This is a genomic window from Flavobacterium sp. FlaQc-30 (genome assembly GCF_044005885.1).
Taxonomy (GTDB): Bacteria; Bacteroidota; Bacteroidia; order Flavobacteriales; family Flavobacteriaceae; genus Flavobacterium.
In genome coordinates, this window is sequence record NZ_JBIPCO010000005.1 from 401,651 (window position 1) to 421,417 (window position 19,767).

Annotated in this window: 11 protein-coding genes; all 11 read right to left on the minus strand. The window is 34.2% G+C overall.

Annotated features, from left to right (window positions below):
• Positions 1 to 161: 161 nt before the first annotated feature.
• Positions 162 to 1,388, minus strand: coding sequence for a glycoside hydrolase family 88 protein (locus ACHRV0_RS14020; protein ID WP_395441263.1), 1,227 nt, complete (start codon positions 1,386 to 1,388; stop codon positions 162 to 164).
• Positions 1,389 to 1,475: 87 nt separating this feature from the next.
• Positions 1,476 to 3,473 (minus strand): heparinase II/III family protein, encoded by a 1,998-nt coding sequence (locus ACHRV0_RS14025; protein ID WP_395441264.1) that lies wholly within the window; start codon positions 3,471 to 3,473, stop codon positions 1,476 to 1,478.
• Positions 3,474 to 3,598: 125 nt separating this feature from the next.
• Entirely contained in the window at positions 3,599 to 5,224 is a 1,626-nt protein-coding gene (locus tag ACHRV0_RS14030) for a RagB/SusD family nutrient uptake outer membrane protein (RefSeq protein WP_241686519.1), read from the minus strand.
• A gap of 19 nt (positions 5,225 to 5,243) precedes the next feature.
• A complete protein-coding gene (locus ACHRV0_RS14035) occupies positions 5,244 to 8,645 on the minus strand; it encodes a TonB-dependent receptor (protein ID WP_395441265.1) in 3,402 nt (1,133 codons plus the stop codon).
• 233 nt (positions 8,646 to 8,878) lie between these two features.
• Positions 8,879 to 10,060, minus strand: coding sequence for a FecR family protein (locus tag ACHRV0_RS14040; protein WP_395441266.1), 1,182 nt, complete (start codon positions 10,058 to 10,060; stop codon positions 8,879 to 8,881).
• Positions 10,061 to 10,148: 88 nt separating this feature from the next.
• Positions 10,149 to 10,757, minus strand: coding sequence for an RNA polymerase sigma factor (locus tag ACHRV0_RS14045; RefSeq protein ID WP_395441267.1), 609 nt, complete (start codon positions 10,755 to 10,757; stop codon positions 10,149 to 10,151).
• 417 nt (positions 10,758 to 11,174) lie between these two features.
• Entirely contained in the window at positions 11,175 to 13,214 is a 2,040-nt protein-coding gene (locus ACHRV0_RS14050; protein ID WP_395441268.1) for a site-specific recombinase, read from the minus strand.
• A 271-nt stretch (positions 13,215 to 13,485) separates the two neighbouring features.
• The gene (locus ACHRV0_RS14055) at positions 13,486 to 15,423 is read right to left on the minus strand and encodes an OmpA family protein (protein ID WP_395441269.1); all 1,938 of its coding nucleotides are present in this window, start codon (positions 15,421 to 15,423) and stop codon (positions 13,486 to 13,488) included.
• Positions 15,424 to 15,435: 12 nt separating this feature from the next.
• Complete coding sequence (locus ACHRV0_RS14060) at positions 15,436 to 16,374, minus strand: type IX secretion system membrane protein PorP/SprF (RefSeq protein ID WP_395441270.1); 939 nt, start codon at positions 16,372 to 16,374, stop codon at positions 15,436 to 15,438.
• 94 nt (positions 16,375 to 16,468) lie between these two features.
• Positions 16,469 to 17,731 (minus strand): gliding motility-associated C-terminal domain-containing protein, encoded by a 1,263-nt coding sequence (locus tag ACHRV0_RS14065; RefSeq protein WP_395441271.1) that lies wholly within the window; start codon positions 17,729 to 17,731, stop codon positions 16,469 to 16,471.
• A 277-nt stretch (positions 17,732 to 18,008) separates the two neighbouring features.
• Positions 18,009 to 19,767: tail fiber domain-containing protein (locus ACHRV0_RS14070; protein ID WP_395441272.1), on the minus strand; the 1,759-nt coding region annotated here is incomplete at its 5' end.

Sequence of the window (19,767 nt, forward strand, 5' to 3'; positions counted from 1 at the left end):
ATTTCAGAAAATTTCTTCTTTGTATCATTTCTTTTTCTTTTTGTATTGTTTATAAGCACTATTCTGGATTGATAATTAAACATGTTTCAATTCCATGTGCTAAAAACGGAGTTATATTTTTTTTGAAAATTAGTGCCCTCGACTAAAAGTCTTTTTAAATTTTATAAATACCATTTCTTATATCGCAGTAATGCCTCCAAAAAATAATAATCAGCATAAGTAAGCGGCACATCCACTTCTGATTTAAATGGCAAAGCGCCTACACTGTGCATTAAAAGAAACCCTCCATTTTCTCCTAACTTAGCTCGGTATTTGTCTGAAGCAAGTGATTGGATTATCGTTTCAGCTACTGCAACATATTCTTTTTTTTCTTTTTTATTAGAATATTGTCCTAATTCTAATAGTGCTGAAGCAATTAATGCACCTGCCGAAGCATCACGTAAAGCATTTGGTATGTTTGGTGCATCAAAATCCCAATACGGAATCTTATCTGCTGGTAAATTAGGGTTATTAAGGATGAACTTGGCTATATTTTTTGCCTGTAATAAATAGTTTTTGTCTTTTGTAAAACGATACATCATTGTATACCCATACAAACCCCATCCTTGACCTCGAGACCAAGCCGATGAATCTGCTGCTCCCTGCCAAGTTACTTTGCGTAAAACTTCACCCGTCGTTAAGTCATAATCTAATACATGATAGGAACTATAATCTGGTCTAAAATGATTTTTTATAGTGGTATTTGCGTGTGTAATAGCAATTTCTTTGAATTTAGGATCTGCACCGTTATCACTTGCCCAACTCAATAGTTCTAAATTCATCATATTGTCAATAATCACTGGGCATTTGAAATTCTTGCTGCTGTCCCAACTTTGAATTGCTTTTATAGAAGGACGGTATCGAGTTGACAAGGAAGCTGCTGCTGTATCAATAGTTGCCTTGTCTTCTGGTTTACCAAAAAGTCTATAAGCATTACCAAAACTACAATACATCATAAAACCAAGATCATGATTACCTGTATAGTGTTTTTCTTTTTCCAGAATTGCCAATCGTTTTTCGGCTTCTGCTTTTATTTCAGCATCTTTTGTGTACTCATAAATATATAAAAGAGTTCCAGGAAAAAAACCACTGCACCACCATTTAGTATTACTCGTTTCTACCTTATTTTCTTTTTTGTTAAACGTTACTGGCATAACATCTCTTGCAACGTTTTTACCTAGCAGCTTATATTGTTGAGCAGCAAAATTAAATTCTTCATCAATGAGTTTCGTCATTCTATTTTTAGTTGACGTATTTTCGGTTGATGAGCCTTGTGCTAAAATGGCGTTAGATATCCATAAACATAAGATTACTATAAAAACAGACTTCTTTCTGGCTGATTGTTTCATGCTTTTTGGGTTAAATTAGATTTTGTAATATGTTCTTAATAAATTTTCACAAACGTTTTTTCAATAATGTGTTTGTTTTCAGTTTTACTAGTTTTCAACGATTTGAAACTTATATTTGTTGGCAGATAATTTTTTCTTGTCGGTCATTACAATCCGATATAATCTATCTTGTTTCCAAGAACTTAGTAATCGTTTATCAGTAAGAATCAGTTCTTCTATTTTTACACTAAAAAGATCTTCAGGATAATAAAAACTAACGCTTCTTCCTTCTTTATCTTTCAATTTTATTTTGCCTTCTTTTTCCAATACAGGAAGCTGTGCTACTATAAAATGTTGTATTGATTCTCCTTTATATTCTTTCAATTCAAATTGATCTTCAATAATTAGTACAGACTTAGATGCTCTTTTTAAAGTATAAGTTCTATTCCACGATTTACAAGAAGCAGCTTCTGGATAGGCACCAGCCAAGTTCAAACTAAAACGGAGCTGCGATTTAGAGTTTAGAAAGTGAACTTCCGAAGCTTTGAATTTTTTCCCGTCAACTTGAGCAAAACCATTAATCATAGGTAGGTTATGATAATCAGACTGCATAGTCCAAATTTTATATCGCTCGGGACCAAAAGTTTTTTTAGAATAGGTTTCGACTCCAATATCTACAAAAAGCGGCTTACCATCATGATAAAGTATAAAAGTCCCCACATCATTGTGATTGTGACTTTCGTCATTGTACCCTCCTTTTGCAGCAAAGAAAAAACCTTTTGAAGCGCTTTTATCTGTTCTTCCTCCAGCAATTTCAGTACCATTATACCAAAAAGACATTTCGATTGATTCGACAGATGGAGTGTCTTTAAGTAAGGGATAAATATCAATGTTATGAAGTGCAATATCTAAAGAACCTTTTGTGGGGTTTAGATAGAAATCTTCTTTCTTGGCCAAAAAAGATCCAAATTGTTTTAATGAAGTATCGTTTACATAAGTGCCATACCTAAAAACTATACCTGGAGAAGTCTGCAGCCTTACTGAAGAATCAGCAAAATTGATGTAATAGTCGTCATAAATATGGGCATTCAAAATGTATTTCCCCATGTTTTTTATGATAGGAAAATCAGACAAGGATATTTTTCCTCCTGAGTAAGTTTTAAGAAGTTCCAAATACTCCATCATCTTGGCAGCAGCATGACTCCAATAAGCTGGTCCCTCCTCGCAAGCGCCATCATCTTTATAGTAATTTATAAACTTATCTACCGATTTCATACTCTTCTCTATCACCTGTTTACGTGCTTTTGGCGTTATTTCTTCTCCTAGTAATAAGGTGCTTAAGAGTACATTATAATTGCACCACGGATTCCAATTGTTTACAAAATTTTCATTTTTAAAACTCATCCACCAAAAATCATCTCGAGTAATGTAAGGTTCAATAATTCTATGTGTAATTTCATAAGGAATCCTAGCTTTTAAAAATGGAGATACTTTTTCAAAATCATCTTTAAAAAAATAATAAGTCCAAGCGAGCGTACTGGCCATTTCTCCAGCTCCTAAATCGATTATTGGATCATTTATGTTTGGAATTCCTGCTCCTCCTTTTTGTGAAGGCAAATGGGCAGATAAAACCCATGTCGATTGCTCACATACCGCCCAACTTCCGTTAATGATAGCATCAATAAATTTTCCTTGACCTTCAAGAACTTCAGCAAGAACTAATTTTTTCAAAACATCAAGACCATCAGACCAATACTGTTCCATCCTCATACGGTCTCCATTGCGTTTGAAATCAAGATATGAAGTCACCGGAATACTTGGCCAATTATACTTCATGGCCTCATAGGCTTCAGATAGTATCTTTTCTTGAACGTCTTGCGGCAAATTTTTGATTTTATCATGGAGCTCCTTTTTATCAAAAGGAATATTGTATGATCCATCTTGTGTTTCTAATATATTTTGTTGAAGAAATGCTGAGAGTAAATCTCTTTTTTTCTGAGCATTTGAAACAATCGAAAAAAGTAAAAATATTCCAAGAACAACACATCCAAATGAGGATTTATAATTGCTTACACTTGTCTTGAAAGAAGTTAAAAAGTATGTCATAATAGAACGCTTTAATAATATTGAACTTTATAATGTCTATAATAACCCATTTACTATTGGACAAAATTTACAATAAAAAGCTGTTTAAATTTTAACACAAAAACAGCTTTTTAATTTTTATACAACTACCAACCTGGATTTTGTTTTAGGTTTGGATTAAGAGCTAATTCATTGATAGGAAAAGGCCATAAATAATCTCTTGCTGGATTGAACGTTCTAACAGAACCTTTTTGCGCAATAATATAATTCTGACTATTTAAGAGAGGGATAACTGATGTACCAAATTCAGCAAAAAAGTAACTTCCCAGAACATCTTTTGGCAACTCTATTTCAGCAGTTTTCCATCTAATTAAATCCCAATAACGAAAACCTTCAAGAGCTAGTTCTACTCTACGTTCTCTTCTAATTTCGGTTCTCATGTCTAATCCATTAGCAGCGACAAAAGCATTTGTTAAATTTGGCATATTAACTGAGGCTCTTTTTCTAAGCAAATTAATCGATAGATTTAAGTCGGCGTCACTAATACTCCCATTTAATTCATAAGCAGCCTCAGCATAAATTAATAGTACTTCGGCATATCGAGTAATTGGCATGTCAATATAAGATCTTTGTAAAGTCCAGTCATTAATATTAGCATAGCATCTATTGGCAAAACCTGTTTTTACAAAACTTAATGGAGGAACAGTAAATACTGGAGCTGATCCAATATAAGGGTCTCCTGCTTTAAAAAATCGATCTCCCATTCTAGGATCTCTATTCTTGAAAACTTCGGCTGTATTGTTAGGTATTACATATAATGGAGACTGCGTGGTAGGCAAACCATCATTCATTAAATACGAGTCTGCCAATGCTTTAGTCGGATTTGCTACTCCAGTTTCTAAATTTCTTTGAGCAACATGACTGAGTGTCGATTCAGATATACCTTTACCATATTGCTTAACCAAAATATTCTCTTTGTTTGCAAAGCCTTCTCCTTCATATTGCAATAATTGAAAGTAATTTTTAAAAAGACTATGTTCTCCCGAAAGCATTACCAATTTAGATGCTTCTTTGGCTATGGTCAGGTGCTTTACAGGATCTCCGTATGCATGAAATTTTGAACGGGTTCCTTCAAACAAAGCCACTTGAGCCTTTAGAGTTAAAGCAGCAGTTTTTGAAATTCGTCCATAATTTGCCGTTCCTAATTCTGTTGCAGTTCTTAATTTAAGAACTGCATTGTCTAGATCTTTATATATTGCGTCAACAATTTCTTCTCTTGTCGCTTGAGGTGCCTGCAGTTCAGGTGCATTTTCTGTCAATGTTTTTAGTATTAACGGCACACCTCCATAGCGTTTTAATAATTGATAATAGCTCCAAGCTCTAAAATATTCAGCTTCGCCAACGTACCAATTAACTCGTTCTGCGGTCACACCAGCCGTTAAAGTTTTAGAAGATTTTTCAATCATATTATTAGCCGCTCTAATGATGGTGTAATTTCCATTATAATTCGCATCAGTTGCACTAGGAATTCTCGAGCCTTCACTAATAGCATTTGGTCCAGTTCCAAATGCATCATCTGACCAAACATCATCGGTTACCGGTAAAGTTGGTAATCTAGAGTAAAAATAATTAGCTGCTAGTTTTAAATCATTCTCGTTCATCCAGAAAGAAGGATCACTTAAGCTTGTTTCTGGAACTCGGTCCACATCACATGATAGTACAGTTGCAATTAAAAACAATACAGCAACAATTTTTATATTTTTAAGTATCATAACTCGTAGTTTAAAAATGTTAAAATGTTAGGTTCACTCCAAAAGAAACTGTTCCAAACACAGGGTAATCAGCATAAATACCATTCTTTTGTTCTGGATCAAAGGTTGTTTTGAATATTCCAAATTTAGATATGGTAGCAATATTTTCTCCTGAAAAATAAAATCTCATACGGGTAAAAAAAGTTTTTTCTAATATGCTTTGTGGTATAGAGTATCCTAACTGAATATTTTTGATTCGGGCATAACTAGCATCCAAGACCCATCTGTCTGAAGTAATGTAATTATGGTATCCATTTAGATAAGGTCTTGGGAAAGCAGCATTCTGATTTTCAGGTGTCCAATAATCAGCATGTATAGCCATTGGCATGATCCATGATTCGGCAAAAGGTGTGATCATCTCTGAGTTAGGCATAAAAGATCTTTTACCTACTCCTTGAATCAAGAAACTAAAATCTATATTTTTCCAACTTGCATTACCATTAATTCCAAATAAATAACGCTGTTGATCTTCACCTAATCGTACCAAATCTCCATGGTCCTCTACAGTTCCTTTACCTGCATTAATTTTACCGTCGCCGTTTTGATCTAAATATGCAATATCACCAACACCTGTAAGAGTTGAATAAACTGGCGTTGCTGCCAATTGCTCTGGAGTATTAATATATCCTGGCGCAGCTTTATATCCCCATATGGTGTTTAAAGGAAAACCTTCGATAAGTGAATTTGTTCCAATCCCAACTACACTGATACCTGCATATTCAACCAGTTTATTTTGATTATCGGATAAATTAAATCCAATACCATAATTAAAACTACTGCCTATTTTATCCTTGTAGTTTACTGCCAATTCCCAACCCCACGATTTAAGTACACCATTGTTAATTTTTGGAGTTCCTACGCCAAAAGTCCCTGGCAAGCGCAAAGGGGTCAACATATTTTTGTTTTCTTTTGTATAATAATCAAAACTACCTGTCAATCTATTTTCAAAGAATCCAAAATCAATTCCATAATTGAATGTCTCTACCGTTTCCCAAGATAAATTTGAAGAAGGCACGGTGTTTTGATAAAAGTAAGCTGTTTTTGTTTCTGAACCTCCTAATACCAAATTCGAATTTGAGGAAAGCATATTTAGATAATCATAATAGCCAATACCTTGCGCATTTCCTAATTGTCCCCAAGAAACCCTAAGTTTAAATTCAGAAATAAAAGGAGCTCCTTGAGACACCCATTCCTCTTTGCTTACATTCCAACCTACTGAAGCCGAAGGAAATGTTTTAACGCGCAGTCCTGGCGCCAAACGAGAACTTTCATCAGATCTTATAGTTGCTTCCACAAGATACTTCCCTTTATAATTGTAGTTAAAGCGACCGAAAAACGATTGGTTAGCATAAGTGGTAATAAATTGGCTATTTGTTTTAGTCGTCTCTTCTCCTAAATTTAAAGAAGGAACATCATTACTTTTTAAATTAGTTGCACCCGAAGTAACAGTAGAAAATCTATAATCTTCCCACTGATATCCTCCCATAATACTAAAGTTGTGATTTTCTGCTATTGTTAGACTATAATCCGTTAGGAATTGAAAATTTTCTGTTCTCAAAACACCTGGATTTACATCATTATTAGTAGACGACACAATTTGATTTATAGTATATGAATTTGGATTATTCAGGTAAAAAACCGGTTTTGTTTTACCCCATAATTCAATCGTTCTCCTAAAAATTTCCGATTCTGAAACTCTTAACTTTCTTCCATATATTGTTCGGAATTTAAGACCTTTCGCTAGATCTTTTATGGTTAATTGAAATGTACCATCTATATCGTCTATGGTACGTTTGTTGAATCCTCCTTCTGTTAAATTGGCATAAGCATTAATTCCTGATGAACCTGCCAAACCGTTTAAACGTCCTTCTGGCGTAAATATTGGAAATCTAAGTCTTGTTTTATAAAGTTGCGAGAGCAATCCTGCTCCATTGACATCAACTGATGGAGAATCTGTATTATGGTTGGCATATGATATATTTGAATCAAAGTGAACATGCTTTGTAAAATCTACCCCAATATTTGTACGTAAGTTAAAACGGCTAAAATGATCTTCACCTACTTTAAACATTCCGTCTTGATCTAAATAACCCACAGAGAAAAAATAATTTATTTTTTCAGTGCCTCCACGTGCACTTAAATTATTAGTCGTCATTAATGCTTGATCTTTGATCATTTGCTTTGTAAAATCTTTTTGATTATAAAAAATATAACCATTAGGATCTGTTGGATTTGGAATATATTCAACGCCATTCTTAATATTCTCAATATCAGCTGGGGAATATTCAGCTCCAACTCCTTTGTTTTTACGAGCAAGATTGGAGATATTTGCCTCGTCAAGTAATGACATTCTTTTAGGCAGGTATAATGGCTTTTGACTTGCGAATTGAGTCGAAAATTCAAATACCGCTTTTCCTTCTTTCCCTTTTTTTGTTGTCACTAATATTACACCTCCAGCTGCTTGTGCTCCATAAATTGCAGCCGCCGCTCCATCTTTTAAAACGCTTATACTTTCTACATCCAAAGGATTTATAGTCTGCAAATTAAACAAAGGAGTTGCAATACCATCAATAAGCAATAGCGGATTTACACTCCCGTTGGCAGAAGTTGCTCCACGAATTTGGATATTAAGATTTTCGCTACCTGGTTGTCCACTTGTACGAGTTACGTTCATTCCAGGAACTGTCCCTTGTAAAGCAGTTGCCAAACTAGTAACAGGGCGATTTGCTATTGTTTTAGAACTTACAGTAGAAACAGCTCCTGTTAAACTTTCTTTCTTCTGAGTTCCATATCCAACAATAATTACCTCATTAAGTTTAGAAGTACTCTCTTTGAGCGTTACATTTATTTGATTCTTACTCCCAACGGCAACTTCTGAATTCTCAAAACCCATATAACTAAAAACCAATACAGCATTTGCATCTGAAACTATGATTTCATAATTACCGTCAAAATTAGTTATCGTCGATGTTTTAGTTCCTTTAACATGTACGGTTACCCCTGGCATGCCCATATTATTTGCATCGACTACTTTTCCCTGAATTTGCTTTTGTACCACTACTGGCTGAGGAGTACTTTTTGCCTTTTCTTCATTAAGTGAAAATGAAATCGTTTTTCCTTCAACAATCCAAGTAATGGGCTGATTTGCAAAAGTCTGCTGCAACACCTTTTCTATAGGTGCATTGACTACGTTTAAAGAAATTGGTTTAACATTTTTTAGAATCTCAACGTCATAGAAAAACACATAATTGGTTTGACTTTTTATGACTGATAATACTTTTTTAATCGCGACTTTCTTTCCCGAAAAAGTAACAGTCTGCGAAGATACTGATGCCGACACTTGTAAAGTCAGGGCAATAACCAGTATAGAGGTTAATTTCATAACTTTCCGAGTTTTTGATGAAAGCCAATGACTCTTTGGCTTTGGTTTTGGTAATAATTTCATACTTTCGTAATGGTTTTGGTTAATAATAAATTCTCCTTGCATGGTTTGTTTACTTATTTTTCCATAACTGTTCCTATTTTCAGGAACAAGCCAGCCAATGCTACCAACATTTGCTGGCTTTTTTTATGAAAAAAAAGCAACTATTTTTAAAGGATTTCTCCTTATTTAATTTAATCCGGTCTTACTCTTAAAATTTTACCTTCGATTTTAAAATGGACTTTATTCTTTTCAAGAATTCGTAATACTTGTGACAGATTTAAATCTCTTTGAATTTCTCCCGCAAAAGATCTTGTCGGCACACCATTTTCATAAACCACATCTACATCGTACCAACGGCTTAACTGACGTAAAACAGTTTGAAGATTGGCTTCTTCGAAATAAAATAAACCATTCTTCCACCCCAGTACTTCATCTGTATTTACATCATTATTTACAACAATAACTCTCGATTTTTGTTTTTGAGCCTGCTGTCCCGGTTTTAAAAGTATCTTTTTGCTTTTCTCTGTAATCAATACACTGCCTTCTAAAAGCGTTGTGTTTACTGTTGCTTCATCTTGATACGCATTTACGTTAAAATGAGTTCCCAATACATTTATCTGCATATCGTTTACTAAAACCCTAAAAGGCTTCTTCTTATCTTTGGCAACTTCAAAATAAACTTCACCCGTAATTTTAACTTTTCGTTCGTTTGCTGCAAATGAAGTTGGAAAAGTAATTGACGACGAAGCATTAAGCCATACTTTTGTTCCATCTGATAATTCTAGGTGATATTGATGCGCTCTAGGAGTAGTCATCGTATTATACACCACTTGTGCTCCACTGTTTGCATCATAAACAAGTCCACCATTCTTTTTTGAAACTGTTGTATTGTTCTGATTTGCCAGCAATCCGTTTCCTACACTGTCTAATACTATTTTTGAACCATTAGAAAGCGTCAGTACTGCCCCCATTTTACCAGGCTTTTTATCCTCTGCTTTGTGTGATGCCAACTTTGAAGAATGGTTATTGTCTTTCTTAAAAACAAAATAACTTCCTACGCCTATCATAAGTAAAAAACTAGCAGCAAGCATCAATCTTTTCCATCTAAACAAATTAAAAATGGAAGACGGAGAATCCTCTTCTTCAAAAGACACCTCGATTTTCTTCTGAAGTTCTTTTATAAATTTTTCTGTTCTTTCAGAACTCACATGAGGAATTTCGACCGAATCATAATTTTCTCGAAGAATGCGATCAAATTCTTCTGAATACTCGGGTCTATCAAGCATATCAAGTAGCTTTGCTTTTCCTTCAGACGAAATTTCGCCTGATACAAACTGCTCCATAAGTACTTTAAACGTTTCCTTTTGATACATAGATAAATGGTTTTTGAACAACCTTAACAACCCCTTCAATTATAAAGACGAGGGTTCGTTGTTAAAGTGGCAATGAAAAATGAAAAAATTATGAAAAAAAATACAAACTGAATAAAATTATCGTCAATAAGTCGATATTATATTGTTTGTGCAGATGGTCTCGAAGGAAGTTTAATGCCTGTAATAAATGCCATCTAACTGTTCTTGTGGCGATGCCCAATTCCTCGCTAATATAGTCAGCATCTTTACCTTCCATTCGGCTTAACAAAAAAACAGATCGTCTTGGCTCTTGTAAAAGTGAAGCGCCTTCGTTTATAATTTCAACCAACTCTTTGAACTCATATTGCTCATCGGGATTGAAAAATAATTCTTGTAATTTTTCTCCTTTCAGAGAATCTGTTTCAATTAGTTTTTTTCGAATATGACTAATGATCAAGTTTTTGCTTACGATAAAAAGGTAATTATCAAAATTGTTTACTTCTGCTAATTTTTCACGTTTATTCCAAATTTGAACAAAGACATCCTGTGTCAATTCTTCTGCAATTGGATACGATTTTACGAAACTGAGTGCGTGTCGTACTACTTTCTGCCAGTTTTTTTCGACCAGCTGAGTATACACCAGTTCATCTCCCGCTGCTACTTTTAACAAGATAGCAGATTCATTTAATGAAATCGATTCTGAGCGTATTTTACTCATTTAGCAGTTAATTTTAATAAAATAAACAAAACTTATTTAGAAGCAGAATTCTTTTATTTCAAATGATGCGCCTAAAAGGAATTATATAAGTTCTCTTACTATTCTTGCCTTTTTAAGCTAATTGTAATATTTCTATAGCCAGAAAATGGATTCTTTGCATTTTGCTAAATTTTATTTTTAGCAATCAATCTTCGCATCCCTTGTTATTATGCAACATTACGATCATAAAAATTAAAAATCAATAAAAAATATTACTGTTTACAGCCAAATGTATATATTCTGTTTTAATAAAAAAAGAAATACATAAAAAAATGTGCTCGTACACATTTTTTGTAAGTGATCGAGCACAAAATGATAAAAGCGTTTTTTTTACACTATTTAATGAAACACTTTTTTAAATCAAAAAGTAAATTGTTTTTATAATGTATTCTTTTTTGGTGGAAAAAAGAAATGCGAAGGTTTGTACAAAAAGTATCTAAAGATAGCCCGCGCTACTTGTCTTAGTTCTGAAAGCGGAATATTTCGAGAACGAAAAGCAAGTCCGAGTGATAAACTGAAACTCACCATAAAATTGACTAAACCAATAAGCCCGATCCCCAGAATAGACCACAAAAACATTTCTTGTGTAACATAAAAATCGGCGCCATACAATGCCATAGCAAAATTTCCGCTTGCAAAAGTAATGTGTCTAACATCTATATTTAATCCGAAGAATATCCCAATAAAAACGGTACTTCCCATAAAAACACCAAACCAAAAATTAGAAATAATTCCTGCCCATTTGTTCTCATATACTGATGCCAATTTCTTAGTCCATTTTTTACCTAAACTCAACTTGAGCAAAGGATGCTCTTGAATACGATAATAAATATGATTGTGCTTATCGCGATTGGCAATACTACCAGCAATAATTCCAGATAGGAACAAAAATACGCCCGCTATAGCCGCATGAAATATTGCTGCTGAATAAATAGGATTTAAATCATGGATTAGAATCGGCCATTTTTCCTTGGCAATATTATAATGAAATATTTGATCGATAGCCCAGATCCCGAGTAATGAAACTGGAAAGGCAATCATTACATTCCCAACAAAAGCTATAAATTGTGAACGAAATACTCGTGCAAAAAATACGGCAAACTCTTTATACTTATAATTTTTCTTGTCTTGTGTTTTTTGTTTGAATCCCTCTTGTAAAGCTCGTACCAATGCTGAAGCAGTCATTGCTGGCTGCTTTGTCGCAAGCGTAAATCCAAGAATATAAATAATGATGAATCCAATAGAATAATTCATACTGTATAAAAAGATATGACCAAATCCGCTGGTTTCTACCTTTCCTAACAAGAGTTTGATAATACACAATATTCCAACAATAAAACCACCTCCGGCTGCTGAGTAGAACATTTTATAATATTCCTTGCGATCGTTGGTAATATAATGTTCGCCTGTATCAGCGGTGTGTTGGGTTATTTCATAAGATAAAAGCTGCGTGCTCTCATTGGCTAACTTTCGAATATTGTTTTTGTCGCAATTGTATTTAATAAGTTTATAAGACAACGAAATAGTATTTCTTGTAGCCTCTTCCTCATTTACATGAATCAAAATAGGCAATAGCGATTTTAAACGTTCAAGTTGTTGGCGGATTCGCAAAAGACTTTGATTTACATGTAACGAAATTCCAAATTTATTACTGTTTTTAAAAGCCGTTTCGATATAGTCTACACATTGCTTGTGCAGAATTATTAGCTGTTTGTATCCTAAATCATCTTCGTTGATTGATTTTTCAGAAGATTCAATTAGTCTTTCATTCATCAGCAATAATTCTCGTTGAAAAGCTATAAAGGGGCTTTCGAGATTTTCATACTCTGGAACCATTCGTATTACATCGGTTTCCATTGCTGATCCGCAAATACGGTAGGTAATCACCTCCATTGCAAAAACAAGCTCATTAAACGATGCATTGTCTTCTTTCAATTCATAAATAGAACGAAATTGCAGCAATGAAAATAATTCGAATATTTGTTTTTTAGGTACTTTTTTAATCCATATAGGGTCTGTATTGACAAAGAATATCTGATTTAAAATAAATTGTAAGGTATCTTTTTCCGGCTGTTCGGGAATTAGTTTAGCAAAAATCCTTTTTCGTACTTCAAAAAAGAAATTGGCATCTTGAAGAATACCTGCATCTGAAAGGATTTTATTAAACTTCTTTTTTTCTAGATGTGTATTGATGCAAAACATCAATCCATTGCGGTAATTTTGATTTTCTCGAAGTAGATTAATTAAGTCTGTCAAATCTACAACAACTGCTTTTTTTGGATTTTTAGGGCGAATTAAATTCACTAGTTTCACCAGCAGTTCAACATTTTCACTATAAGATTCTGCCGCTAAATTGGTACTAAAGTTTTTTTCAAAATAGTCTTTTAATGTCATTCTTCTTTTTCTCCTTAATTTCATTCTAATCAAATTTTATTATAACAAGATCCTTTTATTTTGAATATAATAAGGAAACTTATTTTAGTCTTGCAATATACTGCATAAGAATTATAGTGCTTTTAATTTTATCTTAAAGTATTTTTAGCAGATATTATTAAGAAAGAACCTAAGTTCTGTATACAAGTACTTTTTTTTCATGGAATATCTTCTAGCTGTTTTAAATAAAAAAATCAGCTCATCCTTTTAGTCATTAAAAAGAATGAGCTTAGTATAAATTGCTTTTTTTTCAGACTTACATGGCAGTAATTATAAACTGACTTCTTCTGTTTTGTTGGTGCTCTTCTTCAGAACACGCTACGCCATCTGCACATTTATTAACAAGCTCACTTTCACCGTATCCTTTGGCTGTCAATCTGCTTTTGGCAATACCCGATTTTACCATAAAATCCATAGTTGCCTGCGCTCTTTTTTGCGATAACATAAGGTTGTACGATTTAGAAGCTCGACTATCTGTGTGAGAAGTAATTTGCAGTTTCATAGTAGGATACTGATTTAAAACTGCTATAATTTTACTAATATCTAAAGCTGCGTCTGGACGGATATCAGATTTATCTAAATCGAAATAAATTCTCTCAATGGCAAATACTTTGGCTAGATCTGTTCCCGGAGTTAGTTTTTTGATGTTCTTTTCTAGAGCAATCTTTACCTCTATTTTTCCATTTTCTGATGATATATATTGCTTTTGTTCTTCAGTACGATATTCGTCTTTTGAAACTCGTACGTAATATACTTTACCAGATTCGGCTTTGTCATAACTAAACTTTCCTTTGTCATCAGTCAAAAGTTCTTTTACCGCATTCATCTGCTCATCCAGTACTAAAACTTTGGCTCCAGCCAAAATTCCTTGAGTTTCCTTGTCGAGAATAGTTCCGTTTATTGTTTGTGTATTTAATAGTTTTCTAGTTTCAGTAAAACTGTATATATCATCATATCCTTTCCCTCCTTCACGATTAGAAGAAAAATATCCTGTGTTAGTATCGGTATTGATTACAAAGGCAAAATCATCCATCGCACCATTTATTGGCATACCTACATTATTTGGTTTTTCAAAGCTTCCGTTTGGATTCATTTTGGCAACAAAAACATCTAAACCACCTAATCCCGGATGCCCGTTAGAAGAAAAATAAAGCTCATTTTCGGCAGATATAAACGGAAAGGTTTCTTTGCCTTCTGTATTTATAGTATTTCCTAGATTTTCAGGATTTCCGTAACGATCATTTCCATAAACTGCGACTTTGTAAATATCCGATTCGCCTAAAGTTCCTGGTCTGTTAGAAGCAAAGTACAATGTTTTCTCATCTGGACTCAATGCGGGATGTGCTGTACTAAAATCATCACTGTTAAAAGGAAGCTCTTTTACATTTACCCATTTACCATTTTCAAGCGTCGCTTTATACAGCTTGAGTAAAATTTTACCTTCTACATCATTCCCTTTTTTTCCGTTATTGTAATTGTTTCTTGTAAAATATACAGTGTGACCATCTTTTGTAAAAACTGGTGTTGCTTCATTAAATTTAGAATCGATAGTATTTGAAAAAGGTTGTGGTTTTTCTAAATCACCATTTGTATTTATTTTGGAAGCATATAAAGCAGAAAAAGCCTGATTGTTCCATTTTTGAATGCGCTTTGTAGTCCCTAGTCGCTCGCGTGAACTTGCAAATACAATTTGATCCTTAAAAAACGACGTTCCATAATCTGATAATTCAGAGTTTATTTCAAGGTTATGTATTGTAAAACGTCCTGAATTTTCTTGAATTACTGTATAATAATCTTTGTTTGATTCGTATAATTTTGCTCTTGAATCGGTACCGTTTTTTATATTAAATACATCTAACATTTTATTAGCCGCAGCGTAATCTCCCACAGATTTTAACGTTTGTGAATAACGATAATAGTACTCTGAATCTACTGTTTGATTGAGCGAAAAAAGTTCAGCGTACCAATTATTTGCCTGTGGTAATTCGGCATTGAAATAATAAGCATTTCCTAATTTCTGAAATAAATCAGCTGATTTATACCCTTTTTCAGCTACATTTTCATAAATCTTGATAGCATCAATATAGGCTAGCTGCTCATACTGTTTTTCGGCTTTTTTTATTTTATTGTTTTGAGCATAACTTCCCCATCCGAAGATTAAGATTAAGGCGCTTAGTCGTATTTTTAGTTTCATAATAGTATTTGTTTAGAAGAATCTTGGTGAAGTAATCTTATCGAATTTCTTAAACAACTCAAATCGAAGAAAAATCTCGTGTGATCCTGAATTATAATTGGCTAATTTTGTTGTTTCGGCATCATAAGCATAACCTATAAATAGTCCGTCGCTTACCTGAAAACCAACTAATGCGCTCAATGCAGCACTCCAACGATAGGCAACACCGGCTGTAAATTTTTCGTTGAATAAAAAATTGGCTGATAAATCGACTTGTAAGGGAGCTCCTTCTGTCATTTTTACCATTGTTGATGGTTTGAATTTTAGATTATAATCTAAATCAAAAACATGTCCCGCCATTAGATAATAATGAACTTGTTCTCTTGCAAAAAATGTCGAAGATCCATCGTAGTTTACAGATCCGTCAAAATGTTTAGTTTGTAGTAATGCTGGAGCAGAAAGCCCTATATAAGTGTTATCTGAATATAGATACACTCCCGCACCAACGTTTGGCGAAAATTTATTGTCAATATTCTCCTGGAATCTTGGATCAGAAGGATCGTAAATATCCAATCTTGTATAATCTATATTTATTAAATTGGCATTTCCTTTTACTCCAAAAGCCAGTTTGTATTGATTGGAAACATCAATAGTGTATGACATATCTACCGCCAGATTTGTTTCGTTAGATGGACCAATCTTATCATTAAAAAGGGACACTCCTAAGCCTACTTTCGAATTTTCGATAGGCGTATGCATCGAGAACGTTCCTGTTTGAGGCGCTCCTTCCAGCCCAACCCATTGTGAGCGATAAAGTGCAAAAATGCTCATAACATCTCGAGAACCTGCATAGGCAGGATTGACAATACTTGGATTGTACATGTATTGTGTATACTGCGAATCTTGCTGTGCGCTTGTATAATTAAAAGCGAGCAAAAGAATTATTATTGATAGTATCTTTTTCATATTCATTTTAATCATTTATTTAAGAGTAAATTCGGAATCATAGATTGGTAAGGCTTGTTTAATGCCTTCTTTATGGCTCCGCTATTCGTAAACCTGTTTTTTAATTATCCTGATTTACATACAGATAACCTGATTTTTCTTTGACTCTCGTTTCTGTTTTATATTTTAAGATGTAGAAATAAGTTCCTGTAGGCAAACCGGCGCCTCGGTTAACCGTTGCACGCCCATCTGAGAATCCTTTAAAAACACGATCGCTTTCATTATAACCTTGGGTTTGATAAACCAAAACTCCCCATCGATTATAAATCTCAACACTATTGTCTGGATATTTATCAATGCCTTTTATATGGAAAAAATCATTTTTATTATCGCCATTTGGTGACAATGCATTGTAAACAATTAAATCATCTAGTTCTTCAGGAGCCTTAGTTACTCTGGCTAGTGTAAAAATGCCATAACCAGAAACTTTGGCGGTTACCATTCTCTGTGCTTCATCCGCAACTCCGCCTTCAGAAATCCATCTTTTTTCGGCAGTATCCCATCTTACAATTTGAATTGCTGTCCCTGCCATTTCCTGATAGATATAAGATGGCGTTGTATCAGGATTTAAGGTTAGTGTAAGCACAATATCGGTAAGACCATTATCTTTTGTTATTTCCCAATATTCTTTATCATTGATTAATTGAACATTATCTTGTTTACTGCTGTGAGGATAATTAGCATCTGAGTTTTGTAAAAAATAATGTGCCGTATATGCATCTGAATTATTGCCTGAGTTTCCGTGTATAGATGGACGATAATAATTTGCATCTCCAACAGGATATTCAAATGCTGCCGTTCCTATTTTCGTAACCCTGCCGTCAACAAAACTGTTATTACTTGTATTGGTATGTGTTGCATTACTTTCAAAAATTACTTTTCCGTTGTAACTATCGGCATCAATTATTCCTTTTTGGAAATTAGAATTGCCCGAAACAGAAATATCTGTTGCCAGTAAAAATGGGGTTGATGCATATGCATTATTGAACGTAATATTTTTAAAATGAGAGTAAACAGCAGCTGAAGGTATTTCTCCATCTATAATTTGTTCTTCTTGTCCTGTAAAATAAGTTGTTCCTTGTTGCGAAGGCGTAAAACTTACCTTACCATCATTGGTCCAATGATTGAAAATATGCACCTGTCCGTCATTAATAAATTCTCCGGTGGCAGTATTTTTAAAATCAAAATGTACCGAAACTAAAGTTCCAGAAGTGACTTTAATTTGATCAGGATTTAATAATTGTGCCTGTACACTAAAGACTGGGGGAAAAACGACCAAAATAAGTGTCGTTATATTTTTAATAAATGGAAATCTATTTTTCATAAAAATTCAATTTAATGCCTGTAAGCAGATTAGAAATGAATTCAGGCTTTTGTCGATACTCCCTTTCGGCAGTTGTAAAGCCCGATATTTATATTACAAAGTGACGAAAATCAGGAGCCTAAAAACGTCCAAAAAACACCATATTAAGGTATTTTTATTCTTGTGAAATCGGGTAAACCAAGCGGTTTCATTGTAAAAACCAACAGTTTAATAAAACGACTGATTTTAAACTTATAAAAAGAGTACAGTCTTTACTAAAGACTGTACTCCCAATTAATTATTTTTTTGCTATAATTTCTTGCATTAATTTTTTAAGTGCATTTAATTCTTCTTGCTGCTCTTTTTGATTTTTTTGAAGTGACAAGATTTCATTCTGCTGCTCTTTTACCGCTTCTACCAATACTGGTATAATTGTAGTATAAGAAACAGAGTAGTATCCTTTGTCATCAACCGTAACAGCTTCTGGCAAGACTTTCTCAATATCTTGAGCAATTACTCCTAACTGATGTCTTTGATCAAAACTCATTTCTTTAAATTCATCCGCTTTCCAGTTGTAACCTACCCCATCAATTTTCATTATTTTATCTAATGCATTTGTAATTGGAGTAATATCTTTTTTAAATCTTCTGTCTGATGATTGTGACCAAGTTGTTGTTCCTCCTGCTGCACCATTTACATAAAATCTAAATGAAGTATTAGCATTCATCTGATTTATTGCAAAACTGCTGCTTACTCTGTCGTAAACAAAAACTCTATTAGTAAAGAGGTTACTACCATTTATATGAACTAGTTCAAAAATATCGTTACCTCTTCCGTTAAGAGAAGATCCTAAAATCCATCTGTCATTTGCAGCGTTTCTAATAAAATTAAGTTCCGCTGGATTGTTATAATTTCCTGTTGAAAGTCCATTATTAATGTGCATCACATTACTTCTAATAGTACCTACAACATCTAGTTTTTGACCTGGATCTAGTTTCCCAATACCTACGTTACCATTATTTATAATAGACATACGCTTACTATTACCAGTCCAAAAATCTAATCCACTCACATTCCCATTTGTTGCAGAAGCTCTATTCGAAGTAATTCCTTCGCCACTATTAGTAGGCCCAAAATATAGTCCTGTTCTGACTGTTCCGTCTCCTAAAGCTTCACCATCTATTTGTAGTGATTTAGAAATTACCGCATTACCTACAACACTCAATTCTTTACTTGGATTATTAGTCCCAATACCTATTCTACCCATTTGGTATATATTCTGGGTATTTGAAGTTGCTTCATTTGTTGTACCCGCTACTCGCCAAGGTTCAGAAGCTATTGATGCAGGTGCCCAGTTACTTCCACTCCAAGCTAAAACTTGATTTCCTGTTGGTGCCGTAGTACTTATAGGACGCCCTTGCAATTGGTTAGCGTTCCATAAATTGGTTGTATTTAGAGCTGATATTATACGATTTGTATTATCAACTGCTATACCTGTCCCAGCCGTATAAACTGGCGCTGGATTTCCTGCATCACCTTTTGGTCCTGTTGCTCCAATATCTCCTTTATCTCCTTTGACTCCAGCGATACCTTGCAAACCTTGTGCCCCTGTTAATCCTCTTGCACCTGTCGCTCCTGTAGCTCCAGCATCACCTTTATCTCCTTTCGCACCTGCAGCACCAGTTGCTCCAATGTCTCCTTTGTCACCTTTTAGTCCAGCGATACCTTGCAAACCTTGTGCTCCTGTTGCACCTACATCTCCTTTATCTCCTTTTGCACCTGCAGCACCAGTTGCTCCAATATCTCCTTTGTCTCCTTTTACTCCAGCGATACCTTGCAAACCTTGTGCTCCTGTTGCACCTACATCTCCTTTATCTCCTTTTGCACCTGCAGCACCAGTTGCTCCAATATCTCCTTTGTCTCCTTTTACTCCAGCAATACCTTGTAAACCTTGTGGTCCAACTGCTCCATCAACTCCGTCTTTTCCATCAGCTCCGTTAGTTCCAGCGATTCCTTGCAAACCTTGTGGTCCTACAGCTCCGTCAATTCCGTCTTTT

Excerpts from the sequence above, each read along its gene's own strand:
- ACHRV0_RS14065 (WP_395441271.1), bottom strand. The coding sequence starts at position 17,731 with ATGAAAAATAGATTTCCATTTATTAAAAATATAACGACACTTATTTTG.
- ACHRV0_RS14035 (WP_395441265.1), bottom strand. The coding sequence starts at position 8,645 with ATGAAATTAACCTCTATACTGGTTATTGCCCTGACTTTACAAGTGTCG.
- ACHRV0_RS14030 (WP_241686519.1), bottom strand. The coding sequence starts at position 5,224 with ATGATACTTAAAAATATAAAAATTGTTGCTGTATTGTTTTTAATTGCA.
- ACHRV0_RS14020 (WP_395441263.1), bottom strand. The coding sequence starts at position 1,388 with ATGAAACAATCAGCCAGAAAGAAGTCTGTTTTTATAGTAATCTTATGT.
- ACHRV0_RS14045 (WP_395441267.1), bottom strand. The coding sequence starts at position 10,757 with ATGAGTAAAATACGCTCAGAATCGATTTCATTAAATGAATCTGCTATC.
- ACHRV0_RS14060 (WP_395441270.1), bottom strand. The coding sequence starts at position 16,374 with ATGAATATGAAAAAGATACTATCAATAATAATTCTTTTGCTCGCTTTT.
- ACHRV0_RS14050 (WP_395441268.1), bottom strand. The coding sequence starts at position 13,214 with ATGAAATTAAGGAGAAAAAGAAGAATGACATTAAAAGACTATTTTGAA.
- ACHRV0_RS14040 (WP_395441266.1), bottom strand. The coding sequence starts at position 10,060 with ATGTATCAAAAGGAAACGTTTAAAGTACTTATGGAGCAGTTTGTATCA.
- ACHRV0_RS14055 (WP_395441269.1), bottom strand. The coding sequence starts at position 15,423 with ATGAAACTAAAAATACGACTAAGCGCCTTAATCTTAATCTTCGGATGG.
- ACHRV0_RS14025 (WP_395441264.1), bottom strand. The coding sequence starts at position 3,473 with ATGACATACTTTTTAACTTCTTTCAAGACAAGTGTAAGCAATTATAAA.